We start from the raw sequence: 15,747 nt of genomic DNA on the forward strand, positions 1-15,747 counted from the left end.
CGCAATGGCAGGTCGTATCCCGCAATATTTTATCGACGACCTTCTGGCCCGCGTCAATATCATTGACGTCGTCGACGGCCGCGTCGAGCGACTCAAGCGCACCGGCAAGAACTACTCCGGGCTCTGCCCGTTCCACAAGGAAAAATCCCCGTCCTTCAGCGTCAGCCCCGAAAAGCAGTTCTACTACTGTTTTGGCTGTGGCGCCGGCGGCAATGCCATCGGCTTCCTGATGGAATACGATCGCCTCGATTTTCCCGTCGCAGTGGAAGAACTCGCCCGCCTCGTCGGCATGGAAGTGCCACGCGAAAACAACAGCCCGCAGCAGGCCCAGCGCGAAAAGCAGCTCAAGGATCTGTATGGCATTCTGGATGAAGCCGCGCGCTTCTATCAGCAGCAACTGACACAGCACCCCCAGCGCGACACCGCCATAAACTACCTCAAGGGGCGCGGTCTCAGCGGCCAGGCTGCGAAGGCCTTTGGCATCGGCTATGCGCCGCCCGGCTGGGACAACCTGCTGCAGGCACTGGGTGCAGACAAGCAGCGCACCGACGCGCTGGAACAGGCGGGCATGCTGATCCACAACGAAGAGCGCAACAGCCATTACGACCGATTTCGCGAGCGCATCATGTTCCCGATCCGGGACATGCGCGGGCGTGTCATCGCCTTCGGCGGCCGGGTACTGGGGGATGAAAAGCCCAAATACCTTAACTCCCCCGAGACTGAGACCTTCCACAAGGGCCGCGAACTCTATGGCCTGTACGAAGCACGCCAGACCAACGCCCAGCTGAAGCGCCTGCTGATTGTGGAAGGCTATATGGATGTCGTTGGCCTGGCCCAGCACGGCATTCATTATGCTGTTGCAACGCTCGGCACCGCCACCAGCGCCCAGCACCTGGAGCGTCTGTTCAAGGTGGTACCGGAAGTCGTGTTCTGTTTCGATGGCGACGAGGCGGGCCGCAAGGCCGCCGGCCGGGCACTGGAAACCACCCTGCCGGTCATTCGTGACGGCCAGGAAGCCCGCTTCCTGTTCCTGCCCGAAGGCGAAGACCCCGACAGCCTGGTACGCACCGAAGGACGCGATGCCTTCCAGATCCGCATCGACCAGTCCCTGCCGCTGTCGGAGTACTTTTTCCGCTCCCAGACCGAACAGGCCGACCTCGAGAGCATGGACGGCCGCGCCCGCTTCAGCACCCGCGCCCTGCCGCTGATCCGCGCCATGCAGCCGAGCCTGTTGCAGCAAATGATGCTCGAGCGCATCTGCGAGATCACCGGCCTGTCACTGGAGCAGATAAACAGTGTGATCAACCTGCACCAGGCCACCACGGATGCCGCAGTACCGGAACAGCCACTGCCGCCGGTACAGCAGGCTCCCCAGGGCACCCGCTCGGCCGGGCCGCACTCGGGCCGAGATGCCGAGCTACCGGCCCGCAGACCGCGACCGCGCAGCCAGACGGGCAACCTCGACCTGTGCGACAAGGCCATTTCATGCCTGCTGCACTTCCCCCAGCTGGCCGCCAGCATTGCACCCGCCAGCGAGCTGCAGGGCATGGCCGAACGCAACGCCGACATGCTGATTGCCCTGGTGGATTACCTGCAAACCACACCCAATGCATCCCTCGGCACCCTGGTGATCGACTGGCAGGAAGATCCGCAGCGCTCAGCCTGGCTGATGATGCTGAACGAAATCGCCCACAACACCCCACTGACGGACGGTGCCGAACGCGAACTGCAGGATGCTATTAAACGCCTGCTGCGCGAACGCCGCCCGGAAATGGAACTGGATGCACTGCTGAAAAAGAACCGCCAATCCCCCCTGACGCAGGACGAAAAACAGCGCCTCACACAGCTCCTGGCCAGCCGGCAAAATTAATCTTCGCCGCCATGCAACTACTCCGGCGGGAATCTGGTCTATTTTTAATGGGTGCGGGGCCGGGAAAACCGGCGCCAACTGGATTTAAGCCATCTTCGAATGTATAATATCGCGCTCACTTTTACGTCACCTATCTTTCATCTTCTCGTAGGGCCTCTATGACAGATACCTCTCAGCAGCAATCTCGTCTCAAGGAACTGATCGCCCGAGGCAAGGAACAGGGTTACCTGACCTATTCCGAGGTAAACGATCATCTGCCAGAAGATATCGCGGATCCGGATCAGGTCGAAGATATCATCCGCATGATCAACGAACTGGGCATCTCGGTCACCGAGGAAGCGCCGGATGCGGAAACCCTTCTCATGACCGAAGGCGACTCGGCCGAAGAAGCTGACGAGGATGCGGTTGCCGCACTTGCAGCGGTCGACTCCGACGCCGGACGCACCACCGACCCGGTGCGCATGTACATGCGCGAAATGGGTACAGTCGAACTGCTGACCCGCGAAGGCGAGATTCTCATCGCCAAGCGCATCGAAGAAGGCATTCGTGAAGTCATGTCGGCACTGGCCTGCTTCCCGGGTTCTGTCGAAACTCTGCTGGGTGCCTATGAGGTTACCCTGCAGGAAGAAGGTCGCCTGAGCGATATCTTCAGCGGCTACATCGATCCGGACGAAAGCAACTTCGTACTCGAAGTGCCGGAGACCGAAGAGATCGACGAAGACGACGACACCGACGATGACGACGATGACGATGACGACAGCGATGACGACACCGAGGAAAAGGACCGCGGTCCCGATCCCGAAGAGGCCCGTCAGCGCTTCGCCAACCTGCTGGACAAGCTTGAAGCCGTAAACCTCGCCCTGGTCGACGGCGACCGCAACGCGCCCGCCGCACAGGAAGCTCTGGCAACCCTGGGTGAAGCCTTCTCGCCGATCAAGCTGTCACCGCGCTATTACGAGCTGCTGGTCACCCGTGTACGTGCCTGTGTTGCCCGTATTCGCGAGCAGGAAAGATCCATCATGCGCATCTGCACCCAGCGTGCACAGATGCCGCGCCGCGACTTTATCAAGGCATTCCCGGGCAACGAATCCAACACCCAGTGGTTTGAAGAAATCATTGCCAAGGGCCCGGCCTACGCCGGCGCCATGCAGCGCAACCTGGTGGATTTGAAACGGGCCCAGAAAAAGCTGATCCAGATCCAGGAAGAGGCCCGGATTGACCTCGCCGAAATCAAGGAAATCAATCGTCGCATGTCGATTGGTGAAGCCCGCGCTCGCCGTGCCAAGAAGGAAATGGTCGAGGCCAACCTGCGTCTGGTTATTTCCATCGCCAAGAAATACACCAACCGGGGTCTGCAGTTCCTGGATCTTATCCAGGAAGGCAATATCGGCCTGATGAAGGCGGTGGACAAGTTCGAATACCGTCGGGGTTACAAGTTCTCGACATACGCGACCTGGTGGATTCGCCAGGCGATTACGCGCTCCATTGCCGACCAGGCTCGCACCATCCGTATTCCGGTGCACATGATTGAGACCATTAACAAGCTCAATCGCATTTCCCGCCAGATGCTGCAGGAAATGGGCCGTGAAGCAACGCCGGAAGAACTGGCCGAGCGCATGGACATGCCGGAAGACAAGATCCGCAAGGTGCTGAAGATCGCCAAAGAGCCGATCTCCATGGAAACGCCGATCGGCGACGATGAAGACTCCAGCCTTGGCGACTTTATCGAAGACATCACACTGTCTTCCCCGGTGGATTCCGCTACCGGCGAAGGTCTGCGTGAAGCGACCCGCGAAGTTCTGGCCGGCCTGACCGCCCGCGAAGCCAAGGTGCTGCGCATGCGTTTCGGTATCGACATGAACACCGACCACACGCTGGAAGAAGTCGGCAAGCAGTTCGATGTCACCCGCGAGCGTATTCGCCAGATCGAAGCCAAGGCGTTGCGCAAACTGCGCCACCCGAGCCGCTCCGATCACCTGCGCAGCTTCCTCGACGAGTAACGCTGTGCCGGCGTTACCGCTCTGCAGAAACCGCAGCCCACGGGCTGCGGTTTTTTATTGCCGGCCAGTACTTATCTTCGCGCCCAGTGCCTAAACGCGCAAAAACTGCTTTCTTAGGCTCCCTCAACCCATAAAAACCAGAGGAATTTCAAACGGCTATTGGCTCCGTCTACAGCAGCCGTTATAATTCGCCCTCGTTGACGGGCCCATAGCTCAGTTGGTTAGAGCAATCGACTCATAATCGATTGGTCGCAGGTTCAAGTCCTGCTGGGCCCACCACTCCTTCCAGTCGCGCCAGTCCTCATTGGACTATTCAATCCTCAAATCATAGATTTGAGTCGCACAAAACGACCAAAGCAATGCTTTGGATACTGCTCGTCTTGTTGCTCTGCTGGGCCCACCACTCCTTTCAGTCGCGCCAGTCCTCATTGGACTATTCAATCCTCAAATCACAGATTTGAGTCGCACAAAACGACCAAAGCAATGCTTTGGATGCTGCTCGTCTTGTTGCTCTGCTGGGCCCACCACGTCATTGCATATTTCCGTCGGAACGACGCATGGCCGCGAACAGCTGCAAAGCTTCGTCGCGGGGCGCGCCTCCTACGGGGTCTCAGTTCGACTGTTCGCCGAGTCCCGCTCATCGCATCGCTTCATCCTGCTTCAACAGTTCGGCCCGCAGGCTATTATCCCGCCCGGCGTATGCTTTACAGATTTATTTGCTGATTGACCTTTCCCTGTTTGACATCGCCTGCCTGCAAAACTAGATTGCGGCTTTCCGTGTTCTCCTATTCGTTTGGAATCCTTTCGTGATCGTCACCCTGCTCCCCCTGTTTTCGCTGTTGCTGAGCTGCTTCATCATGATGCTCGGCTTCGGATTGATCGGCCTGCTATTGCCCGTGCGCATGGGTATCGAGGGCATGAGTACGGATACCATCGGTATGGTGCTGTCGATGTATGCCGTCGGCATGCTGTTCGGCGGGCTCTACAGCCGAGTGCTGATTATTCGCGCCGGCCATATCCGCATGTTCGCGGCGGTCGCCGCCCTCGCCGCCATCAGTATCCTGGCCTGTGGCCTCTCGACCAACCCCTGGCTGTGGGGCGCCATGCGCATGCTCATGGGGTTTTGTATCGCCTGCGCTTTTGCCGCCATCGACAGCTGGCTGAGCGAAAGCGCTACGGCTAAAACTCGAGGCCGCATTCTGGCTGCCAACCAGATTGTTATCATGGGCGCCTTTTTCATCGGCCAGTTTCTGCTGAACCTGGACAGCCCCAGCGCTCAAACCCTGTTCATCGTGGCCGGCATGCTACTGTCGCTTGCGCTGATTCCCATTGTAATGAGCCGCAAGTCAGGCCCCGCGGTAGCTGACATACGCTCCATGTCGATGCTCGCCCTGTTCCGGCTATCACCGCTGGGTGTTGTCGCCTGCTTTTTCTGCGGCCTTCTGTATAGCGGCCTGCTCAACATGCTGCCGCTGTTCGCCAACAGCCACGGCCTGAGCGGCTTTGACCTGTCTCTGTTCATGGCCTCGGCCATTTTCGGCGCCTTTATACTGCAGATTCCGGTGGGCTTTCTGTCGGATCATTTCGACCGTCGAACCGTGCTCTTCGGGCTGCTTCTAATTACCATCACCGCCTGCCTGTTGGTGCCAGTGCTGTCGGGGCTGGACAGCCTTTACCCGCTGATGCTGGCGATCGCCATCACCACCGGTATCATCGCCTGCATCTACCCCATGAGCATCTCCGAGACTTTTGACAAGGTCCTGCAAAATGATATGGTCGCCGCCATGGGGGGACTGATAGCGGTCTACTCGCTGGGCAGCATTATCGGCCCCTACGCGGCCTCGCTGGCAATGAAAAAATTCGGCAACGACGCCCTGTTCCAGTTCCTTGCTGTACTGGAAGTCCTGCTGGTTATTTTCGTTGTCTACCGCATGAAAGTTCGCCACGCCCTGCCCGTCGAGGCGCAGGAGAAATTTGTCATGCAGGGCATGACCGGTACCAGCTCCACCGAGATCGACCCGCGCTTCGAATACCACGCGCCCGAACAGCCGCTGAGCCATGAAGCCTCAATCGCCGTGAAAGTCGCCCAGAACAATCCGGCCGCCGCGGTACGCATGGCCATGGCGCTGGCAGAAAGCGCGCCCGAAGAAGCCGCCCAGCTGGCCGTGGCCCTGACCAAGGTTGAAAAAGTGGATATTGCCCGGCTCTATGCAGCCATTACCAGTGCAGCGCCCGAACTCAGCCTGGATATCGCCGAAGCACTCGCTGCCGTCTCCCCCGAGCACACCGATGAGCTGGTGACCTGGCTGGCCCGCGAGCGCCCGGAGCAGCTATCGGAAATACTGGTGGCCATTGCCGAAGCCGTACCGGAGCATAGCCTCGACATTTTTGGCAGCGCCGCCGAGTCCTTCGCCGAGAGCTATGCAGATGAAGCACCTGAACTGCTGCTGGATATGGCAGAAACCTACGCCAGCCACCTGTCCGAAGGGCTTGAAGACATGCGTCCGGTCGACCGGGCCGCGACCCACCCCGAGCACCTGGCCGCCGACCTTTACAATCGCCTGGTTGAAATCATGCCCGAACATGCCGCGGACCTGGCCTACAAGGTAGCGCAAGCCATGCCTGAAGCCGCCACCGAGGTCGCCGCAGCTTATGTGCACAGCCTAATTGAAGAGCGGGAACAGAACGCTGCTGTCGTGGAGGATGATGGCATGATTGGCACCCAGGCGCCCCAGCTCGAGACCGACACGCATAATGAGGCCCATCAGGAAGCCGACGAGCGCGTCGCCGATGCCTTCAGCGATTACATCAGTCACAGCAGCGAGAGCATGCCGGACCAGACCATCGATGTCGCCGCCATGATGGTGGAGTCGCGCCCGGATCTGGCCTCGGATGTAATCGAGCAGCTGCAGGCGGTAGAAGGCTTTGAAGAACGCCTGACCTCCGACATTGATGACCGCCCTCAGGCGAGCATCTTCCCGGACTATGTGCCGGATTCCGAAAAAACCGGCCACAGTTAAATTGACAAGCACCAGGGCCTGAAGCTTCAGGCGCTGGTGCTTGTTCCCCCGAGCTGGCAACGCGTCTTCGCACCGCCAAACTGCATACCCCTCTTCAAAACAGGGCTGGTAGTGATCGCAACGACCAGCTAGTCTGTCTGCAGATGCTACGGATCCGGCATCACCATCTATTTTACTGACTCGGTTTCAGGGAGGAAGCCATCATGAACCACGATACCTGTCTGTTACTGGGCGCAACCCTGGCGCTTGCACCCGCCATTATCAGCGCCGCACCCGCACCTCTGATGCTGGCTAACGACGCCCAGACCGACGCAGACCTGTCGAGCCTCGACCTAACCCAGTACAGCGTGAGCGAGAAGCTCGACGGCGTTCGCGCCTACTGGAATGGCCAGCATCTGCTCAGCCGCGGTGGATATCCCATCAGCGCGCCGACCTGGTTCACCCGCAACTGGCCCGATACCCCAATGGATGGCGAGCTTTGGATAGGCCGTGGCCGATTCGCCGAAGTATCCGCGATTAGCCGCAGCTATACCCCGGATGATGTACTCTGGCGCCAGGTCCGTTACCGGGTATTCGACCTCCCGTCCCACCCCGCCACCTTCGATCAGCGCCAGCGCGCACTGGGGCAACACCTGGAGCAGCTGAACCTGCCCTGGGTAAAGATCGTCGAGCAACGGATGATGAACAGCAGAGCCCAGCTCGAAGCCTACCTGGCACAAGTCAGCACTCAGGGAGGTGAAGGCCTGATGCTACAACGGCGCAATGCGTTCTATCACATCGGGCGCAGCAACAACCAGCTCAAGTACAAGCAATACCAGGATAAAGAGGCGACAGTGACGGGATACCTGCCGGGCAGCGGCAAGTACGAGGGGATGGTGGGCGCCTTGAGAGTGGAAAACGATGCGGGGCAACAATTCAGCCTGGGCGCCGGCCTCAGCGATGCGCAACGACGTGACCCGCCACCACTGGGCAGCCGGGTCACGTATCGCTACAACGGACTGACGGCCAACAAGCTGCCGCGCTTCGCCCGCTTCCTGCGCATTAGGCCCGATTAGCCCGCTGTTCGCAGCGGGACGCTACGTCTACGGGAACATGCAGCCGTCGCTACGGAAACATGCAATGACGTGGCCGGCCCAAACGCCCGTAGGAGTCGCGCCCCGCGACGAAGCCCGGCGAATGTTAGCGAGAAGCCGATTCGGCAATATCTGCGCGGCCGTTAATGCACTCGCCGGGGTCGGCTGAAGGGGTCGGGAATTTCATGCGGGGGCTTGTAGCCGCTGACATGACGCAGCAGCAGGTCACGAATACCCTCACAATCAAAGGCATCGCAGCAAGCTTCGATCTGTTGCAGTACGGGCTGCAACTGCGCCAGCGGCAGCATTTCTTCACTGGCCTTCATGATCATGGGGTGCGAGGTGCCGGTCACGTCCTCGCCGATCAGCAGCTCTTCATACAGTTTTTCGCCATCGCGCAGCCCGGTGAATTCGATGCCGATATCGCCGTTGGGCGCCATGTTGTTGCGCACTGAAAAGCCGGCCAGGCGAATCATCTGCTCCGCCATTTCGAGAATTCGTACCGGCTGGCCCATATCCAGCACGAACACATCGCCGGATTCCGCCATGGCGCCGGCCTGGATGACCAGCGCGGCGGCTTCGGGAATGGTCATGAAATAGCGGGTCATTTCCGGATGGGTGACGGTCACCGGACCGCCGGCCACGATCTGCTGGCGGAACAGTGGAATCACCGACCCCGACGAGCCCAGCACATTGCCAAAACGCACGATGGCAAAGCGGGTGCCATGGCCGGGCTCCGCCGCCAGCGCCTGTAGCATCAGCTCGGCGCAGCGCTTGGTCGCCCCCATCACATTGGTGGGGCGCACCGCCTTGTCAGAGGAGATCAGGACAAAGTTCTGCACGCCCGTTGCTACCGCGGCCAGAGCCACAGCCCGCGTACCCAGCAGGTTATTGCGTACCCCCACCACCATATTCCGCTCCATCATCGGCACATGCTTGTAGGCGGCCGCATGGTACAGCGTCGCCACCCGGTAATGGTTCATGGTCAGCTCCAGCAGGGGCTGCTCGGTCACCGAACCAAGCACTGTCGCAAGCTCGATGCCCTGATCGGCGCAGAGCGGTGTCAGCTCCTGCTCGATCTGGTAGAGGGCATACTCGGAGCTGTCGAACAACACCAGGCGCTGAGGTTGCTGGCCAATGATCTGGCGACACAGCTCCGAACCGATAGAGCCGCCGGCGCCGGTCACCATCACCGCCTGAGTACGGATATTGGCCGCCATCAGGGCCTCATGGGGCGCCACCTCTTCGCGACCCAGCACATCGGCAATCTCTATTTCACGAATATCGCTGAGGGCCACCTTGCCACTGGCGATGTCAGACAACCCCGGCAGGGTCAGCACCTTGACGGGCAGAGTCTCCAGCAGTGCCAGCAGTTCGCGCCGTCGCTCCCGCCCGGCCGACGGCAGGGCCAGCAACACCTCCGATGCCTCATAACGGTCAATCAGGCGCTCCAGCTGTTCCGGCGGATGGATGACCAGCCCGTGCACCTCGAGCCCGGCCAGTGCCGGATTGTCATCCACAAAGGCCACGGCACTGAGCTCGCTGGAGCTTTCCAGCGCTGTGGCCAGCTGCCGCCCGGCGGAACCGGCACCGTAAATGATGACGCGGTCGGTATTCGCAATACGATGCAGGCCGCCCGGAAACTGCTGCAGCAGCAGCCAGCGTGCCAGCAGGCGGCTGCCGCCGATAACCACCAGGGCGATAAACCAGTAGATGAGCAGCACCGAGCGCGGTACCCGCATCTCGAAGCCGATCATGTAGGTGATGGCCGCCCAGATGAGCACAAACAGCGATACCGCCTTGACCACCGTCCAGAGCGCCCGCGGCCCGATATAGCGCGTTATCGCACGGTACAGCCCCAGCCGCACGAACACCGGCACCGCAACCACCGGCGCCAGGATATAGGCCGGCCAGTGCGCGAAGCCCATGGCATCCCACTCGCCGTAGCGCAGTGCAAAACTGAGCCAGCAGGTGACTGTGAGCGCGAGTACGTCGAACAGCAGAAACACCATCCGTTTCTGATTACGCGACATCGACAGCACTTGATTCAGCATTGGAGTATCCGTTACGGGTTTGCAGGTGCTCGCGGTATCAGGGCAGGCTTCTGGCCAACTTCTTAAGCCACTGCAGCGCGCCGTCGGTTTCTTCCCAGGTGCTGCGCATGGCATCACGGTACAGCCAGGCCTGATCCTCCCCGCCCAGGCTGATGCCGTGCTCGCTCAACTCGGGCTGGCGAATGCGCTTGAGGTATAGATAGCGCGCAGCATAGGGCAAATCCCCATGGGCCTCGCGCAACGCCAACTCGGCTCCAGCCATGTCGCCGAGACGATACAGCGCCAGCACCTGACCATAACGCGTCTGTGGCGCCACCTCACCGGCGTAGCATTGCGCCAGGGCCAGCGCATCACGATCACGCCCGGCCATCAGGTAGGCGTTCATCAGCTCCCAGCGCAAGCCGTGATTGTCCCCGGGGTTGAGCCGAAGTATCCACTCACTCAGCGCCAAAGCTTCTTTACTGCGCCCGCTTTCATTCAACAGTGAGACCAGCCGCACCAGCGCCCGCAGGGCCGGACGGTTCTCCTGCACCAGCCAGGGCAAGTGTGTGTCCGCAGCCACGGCGGCGGTCACAATAGCGCGGCTGCGGCGTAGCACCCTTTCGAGCAACTGCTGGGCCGCTGAATCGCCCCAGAACTGCTCGTCGAGCAACAACGCGGCGAGATCATCCAGTACCGCGATATCATCCCAGGCGGCCGGATAACGGCTGAGCACACCCATCCAGCGGTCAAACAGCTCGGGCTCCCAGGGGTCCAGTTCATCCTGGGTATGCGAGCCCACTCCGAAAGGCGCCTCCAGCGGATACACCTTTGCCCAGCGCGCGCGCACGGACGTCAATTCGGCGGGGGCAACCAGCACGGCACCCGCGACCGAAACACCCTTGTGATCTTCAAACTCCAGCGGTTCGAGCTGATACGCAGCAACGGGTCTATCCTGCTGCAGCGTGATCCAGCGGTGCAGCTCCAGCAGCTCCTCGGCACCGGAGACCTCCAGCATCATGCCCACCGGATCTTGCGTGAAGCCCTTCAGCAATTCCACCTGGGGGTCATCTTTTTGCAGCCCCGAGCGCAGCAGCTGCCGGCGCCAGAACTCGGCCCGCGGCGGTATTTCACTCAGGCGCCCGCCGGCCATCAGCAGCTGGATTTCCAGCACGCCCAGGCTATCGCTGTGGGGCGTATCGCGCTGCGCCTTCTGGAACGCCTGCCAGGCGGCCTTGCCATCCCCCTCATCCATCAGAATGCAGGCCAGGCGCTGCCACGCACTGCCACGCAGCACCGACTTTGGTGCCTGCTCAACCAGGGTATCCAGCAGCAGCCGCTTCTTGCGATGAAATCCCAGCGCATCGTAGCAATTGCACAGCAGGTTCAGCGCGTAGTCGTGCAGGCCGGAAGAGTTGGTCGCATTGCCCAGTGCCACCATGGGCTTCAGCAACGCCGCCGATTTGCGGTACTGGTCTTTGTCGAACAGCTCAATGGCGGCCTCAAGCAGGCCTTCCTGCGGAATCTGATGGCTGGCGATGGCCTGTTCCAGCAGGCCAAACTCCTGCAATGCGGGAATCGCAAACACCCACACCTGCTCACTTTCAAGCGAGAGCGAAAAGCTGCCACTTAAGGGCTGGCAACATTGCTTGAACATGACACCGGAGCCACAGGCACAGGGGTCGTTGGGTTTCAGCTTGGGCAAGGGGCGCGGCTTGAAATTATTACCAGGCAGCGGCATGTACTTCCAGATTTCCCGCGCCAAGTGTCCGGTCAGCGCCTGGACAGTACCGGGCGCCAGACCCTCATCAAACATGCCCGGCGCGCAGTAATTATCAAAATTATGCCGCAGCCAGCGATTGAACGACCCAAAGCGCTGGTCACGGAAAATCTCGCGGGCAGCATCCTGCAGCAGCGCTTCAAGTTGTAGCGGCTCATCAACGGGCTCAAATGGATGCACAGTTAACCTTTGGTAATATCAACATATAGGCGGACGCCAGCATAACGACTGCAGCAATGCCGCGTAAAGTTATTCGCAGGTAGTATTCAGAAATACGGTTCATACCAGTAGCATATGCAAAACATCTGCAAATGTTATCGAGCCGCCAAGTTCATGACTTCCTCAAGCACCGTACGGGTCTTGTCAATTTCATACGGTTTTAAGGTCGGGTGCACAAGGAACATTAGAGAGGTTTCGCCGATCTCCTTGGCAATGGGCAGCGGATTTACAGGCCGCCAACCGGTGTCATCGAAAGCCTTTTCACGATAAACCTCCGAGCAGGAACCCGTGTAACAAGGAACACCTCGTGCGACTATCTCAGCCATTATTCGGTCCCGGCTCCAGCCCGGCTGCAAGGCAGAGGGCTCGACGAACATGTAACACTTGTACCAGGCATGGCAGATATGGGCTGGTACAGCAGGCACCCGCAATCCGGGTAGCTGACGGGCAGTATCCAGGATGCTGTGCGCATTGTGCTGGCGAACTTCGTGCCACCCCTGAAGCTTCTTCAACTGCAGCCTGCCAATCGCCGCCTGCATTTCCGTCATTCTCGCATTTGTGCCGAAACTCTCATGGAGCCACCGAAACCCTGGCGGATGATCCAGACTCAATACCGCGTTTCTGCTTTTGCCATGATCCTTTAACGACCAGAGACGGTCCAGGAGAGCCGGATCATTGGTTGTGACCATGCCGCCCTCTCCGCCCGTCGTGACGATCTTGTCCTGGCAAAAAGACCAGGCGCCAATATTCCCCAGCGTGCCAACACTCTTCCCATTGTAGGAAGCCCCATGTGCCTGGGCGCAGTCTTCAATCACCTTAAGATTTCTTGACTTGGCAAGCTGTAGGATCGAATCCATATCGCAGGGCCAGCCTGCAAGGTGCACACAGACCACGGCTCTGGTCCTCGCTGTCAGAACGGATGTGATGGTATCTACGGTAATATTTTGGGAGTCGCGATCTACGTCGGCAAAAACCGGCACAGCCCCGACCGAAACAATTGCCGAAACCGAAGCAATGAACGTACGACTCGTCACGATGACTTCGTCACCGGGACCGATATCCAGCGCTTTGAGACCGAGTTCCAACGCGACGGTGCCATTAGAGACCACTACGGCAAACTGGCAGCCCACTAGGTCCGCAAACTCGACCTCGAAAGCCTGGCCCTCGTTACCCGTCCAGTAATTGACCCTGTTGGACAGCAGCACTCGCCTGACCGCCTCAGCTTCTTCGTCGGTGAAACTTGGCCAGGGTGAAAACGGGGTATTGAGCAATTACTGTCTCCTTAAAGCTTTGAATAAGATCGATCAGACAATCCGGGCCGGAACACCTAGCGCAGTACAACGATCAGGTAAGTTCTGGACAACTGCAGCGCCTGCGCCTACAACCACCCCGTCGCCAATACTTACAAGTTGCTTCACAGAGGCCCCAATACCGACCCAACTTTCTCGACCCACTTTAACTCCTCCCGCCAAGTGCACCCCCGGACTCAAGTGCACGCCATCACCCAACTCACAATCGTGATCGACCGTAGCTCCTGTGTTGATAATGCACCCCTTGCCCACATGGGCATCAACATTGATCACAGCGCCGGCCATGACCACAGAGCCGGCTCCGATCGATGCATAGCGGCTGACGGAGGCCTGCGGATGTACTAGAGAGATCAACGCACCGCCGCTTTCGGCAAGAAGACGTTGTTTATCCAGGCGGACAAGATTGTCTCCAATCGCGACAATTGCCCCGTTATAGGCTTGGATTGTCGCGATCAACTCACTTGTACCACCCTCTACTCGCCACCGACCCGCTTTCTCAATCCAGGGCTTGGCATCGTCGAAGAAGATTACATCCTGCCAACCGAGCAACTCGGCCATATCAGCCAAAACCTTACCGTGCCCGCTGGCGCCAAGTATTGCCAGCCGCTTCACGAATCACTTCCTCTGAACTTCTCGCAGGTCGCCTGACCTTGCGCATTGATTCCTTCTCGCAAAATGACCTTCATGACTGTTCGCCAAAGGATCTTCAGGTCCAGCCAGAAGGTTCGGTTGTCCACATACCAGACATCGAGCTTGAATTTTTCTTCCCAGGACAGGTTGTTGCGCCCATTCACCTGGGCCCAGCCGGTAATGCCTGGCCGTACTTCGTGGCGCCGTCTCTGCTTGTCATTGTATAAAGGCAGATACTCCATCAGCAGGGGTCTGGGCCCCACAAGGCTCATATTACCTAAGAGCACATTCCACAATTCCGGCAACTCATCCAGGCTGCTCGAACGTAGTAAACGCCCAAATGCGGTCAAGCGATGCTCATCGGGTAACAGTTGGCCGTCCGCGCCTGTTTCGTCGCTCATCGTGCGAAATTTGAAGAGCTTGAACGCTCGCCCATATTGGCCCGGCCGTATCTGACTGAATAATACCGGCGTGCCGATAAAAAGCCCCACAAACCCAGCGACTAGTAGATAGATTGGCAGCAACAGCATCAACAGAGAAGCCGATACCAGAATGTCAAAAATCCGTTTACTCATGCTTACAATATTTCTCTGTTGCTACTTTCAGCACCTGTTCGAGTTCGGCCGCCAAGCGATCGCGATCAAATCGCTCCCGCGCAAGTCGCAGGGCCTGCTGGCCAGCAATCCGAAGTCGCGGTTCATCTTTCAGAAACGTCACCAGGGAAGCCGCCGCGGCCCGAGGGTCATGGGTACTGAGCACAAGACCTGCACCGGATTCCTCGATCAAAGTAGCCTGCCAGCCCCCATAGTTGAGAGCAACAGCAGTGCCCGACGCCAGCGCATCGAAAAACTTGTTCGCAGAATTCGCCCACATTGGCTTCAAGTCAATAAACAGGGAAACCGCAATATCACTGGCCCCCAAAACCTGCGGCATCTCATTTTTCGAGACGGGCTCATATAAATATAGATTTCTCCCCAACACACCAAGCTGGGATGCTTTATCAAGAACCGCGTCCCGTTCCTGCCCTTGGCCAAAGATTGCGAAGCGACATTCCGGCATCAGAATGAGACACTCGGCAGCGATATCCACCAGATAACCGACACCATTGACCCTGCCCAAAGTGCCGGCATAGACAACCAGCTTGCATCCGGCCAGCTCGGGATAACGCTGCTCAAAAGCAGCAGGACGATAGCCTTCTGGATTGAATAAAGCCAGATCTGCGCTGTTCGGAATAATGGAAACCGATCTCGTCGGATAACCAGCCCGGACGACGCCCTCCTTCATCCCTGGAGACAAGGCCACAATACGTTCAGCATTGCGATACGCAAACCGCTCAAGCCAGCGCGCCGCAACGCATAATAACGGATTACGCAGGGCTCCAATAGCGATCGGCAACTCAGGCCAGAGATCACGCACCTCGAACACCATTGGTATCCCCAGCCGACGGGATGCATAAACTCCAGGAAGTGCAATTGTCAACGGTGTACTCGTTGCAAAAATAACGTCAGCGTCCCTAAAAGATGCTGATTTAAAGGCGGCGGCGAGTGCAAATCTGAAAAACGCCCGGACTCTAGAGAAAAAACCCATGCTATTCGCGTAAAATACCGGCAGCCAGTGCACATGGATGCCATCAACCATCTGTGTAAACCATTCTTCCGAATGGTGTGACTCCCTCCAACTGGTAATCATATGTACTTCATGGCCACTTTCTACCAGCCTTCGAGCCATTTCATAAGAGCGGGTACTCCCTGACATACAAGGAAAATTAAAATATTGATGCAGATATACTATTTTCAAAACATAATCTTAAAA

General features: G+C 58.6%; 10 protein-coding genes and 1 tRNA gene. 5 read left to right on the top strand and 6 right to left on the bottom strand.

Annotated elements, in window-relative coordinates; translation table 11 throughout:
- Positions 1-4 precede the first annotated feature (4 nt).
- From dnaG to F451_RS0112490, 5 genes are all read left to right on the top strand, one after another.
- Positions 5-1,870 carry a DNA primase gene (dnaG, locus tag F451_RS0112470; RefSeq protein WP_020681707.1) on the top strand — a complete coding sequence of 622 codons (1,866 nt, stop codon included), beginning with the start codon at positions 5-7 and terminating at the stop codon, positions 1,868-1,870.
- A 158-nt stretch (positions 1,871-2,028) separates the two neighbouring features.
- On the top strand, positions 2,029-3,870 hold the full coding sequence (gene rpoD / locus F451_RS0112475; protein ID WP_020681708.1) for an RNA polymerase sigma factor RpoD: 1,842 nt from the start codon (positions 2,029-2,031) through the stop codon (positions 3,868-3,870).
- Between the two features lie 202 nt (positions 3,871-4,072).
- A tRNA-Ile gene (locus F451_RS0112480) sits at positions 4,073-4,149 on the top strand.
- Between the two features lie 527 nt (positions 4,150-4,676).
- On the top strand, positions 4,677-6,890 hold the full coding sequence (locus F451_RS0112485) for an MFS transporter (RefSeq protein ID WP_020681709.1): 2,214 nt from the start codon (positions 4,677-4,679) through the stop codon (positions 6,888-6,890).
- A gap of 203 nt (positions 6,891-7,093) precedes the next feature.
- Positions 7,094-7,945, top strand: a complete 852-nt coding sequence (locus F451_RS0112490) for a DNA ligase (protein WP_020681710.1) — start codon at positions 7,094-7,096, stop codon at positions 7,943-7,945.
- A gap of 161 nt (positions 7,946-8,106) precedes the next feature.
- Here F451_RS0112490 and F451_RS0112495 read toward each other — a convergent pair whose 3' ends face one another.
- The 6 genes from F451_RS0112495 to F451_RS0112520 form a co-directional block, all read right to left on the bottom strand.
- Positions 8,107-10,017 carry a polysaccharide biosynthesis protein gene (locus F451_RS0112495; protein WP_020681711.1) on the bottom strand — a complete coding sequence of 637 codons (1,911 nt, stop codon included), beginning with the start codon at positions 10,015-10,017 and terminating at the stop codon, positions 8,107-8,109.
- A 37-nt stretch (positions 10,018-10,054) separates the two neighbouring features.
- On the bottom strand, positions 10,055-11,956 hold the full coding sequence (locus F451_RS0112500; protein ID WP_020681712.1) for an SEC-C domain-containing protein: 1,902 nt from the start codon (positions 11,954-11,956) through the stop codon (positions 10,055-10,057).
- Positions 11,957-12,090: 134 nt separating this feature from the next.
- A complete protein-coding gene (locus tag F451_RS0112505; protein WP_020681713.1) occupies positions 12,091-13,266 on the bottom strand; it encodes a DegT/DnrJ/EryC1/StrS family aminotransferase in 1,176 nt (391 codons plus the stop codon).
- A 33-nt stretch (positions 13,267-13,299) separates the two neighbouring features.
- Positions 13,300-13,917 carry an acetyltransferase gene (locus F451_RS0112510; protein ID WP_020681714.1) on the bottom strand — a complete coding sequence of 206 codons (618 nt, stop codon included), beginning with the start codon at positions 13,915-13,917 and terminating at the stop codon, positions 13,300-13,302.
- Positions 13,914-14,510: a sugar transferase gene (locus F451_RS0112515; protein ID WP_020681715.1), complete on the bottom strand. Its 597-nt coding sequence runs from the start codon at positions 14,508-14,510 to the stop codon at positions 13,914-13,916. Before F451_RS0112515 ends, F451_RS0112510 begins: the two co-directional genes overlap by 4 nt.
- The gene (locus F451_RS0112520) at positions 14,503-15,690 is read right to left on the bottom strand and encodes a glycosyltransferase family 4 protein (RefSeq protein ID WP_083928422.1); all 1,188 of its coding nucleotides are present in this window, start codon (positions 15,688-15,690) and stop codon (positions 14,503-14,505) included. The genes F451_RS0112515 and F451_RS0112520 overlap by 8 nt, the downstream gene beginning before the upstream one ends.
- Positions 15,691-15,747 lie beyond the last annotated feature (57 nt).

Origin of the sequence: Marinobacterium rhizophilum DSM 18822, from assembly GCF_000378045.1 — a bacterium.
GTDB lineage: Bacteria > Pseudomonadota > Gammaproteobacteria > Pseudomonadales > Balneatricaceae > Marinobacterium_A > Marinobacterium_A rhizophilum.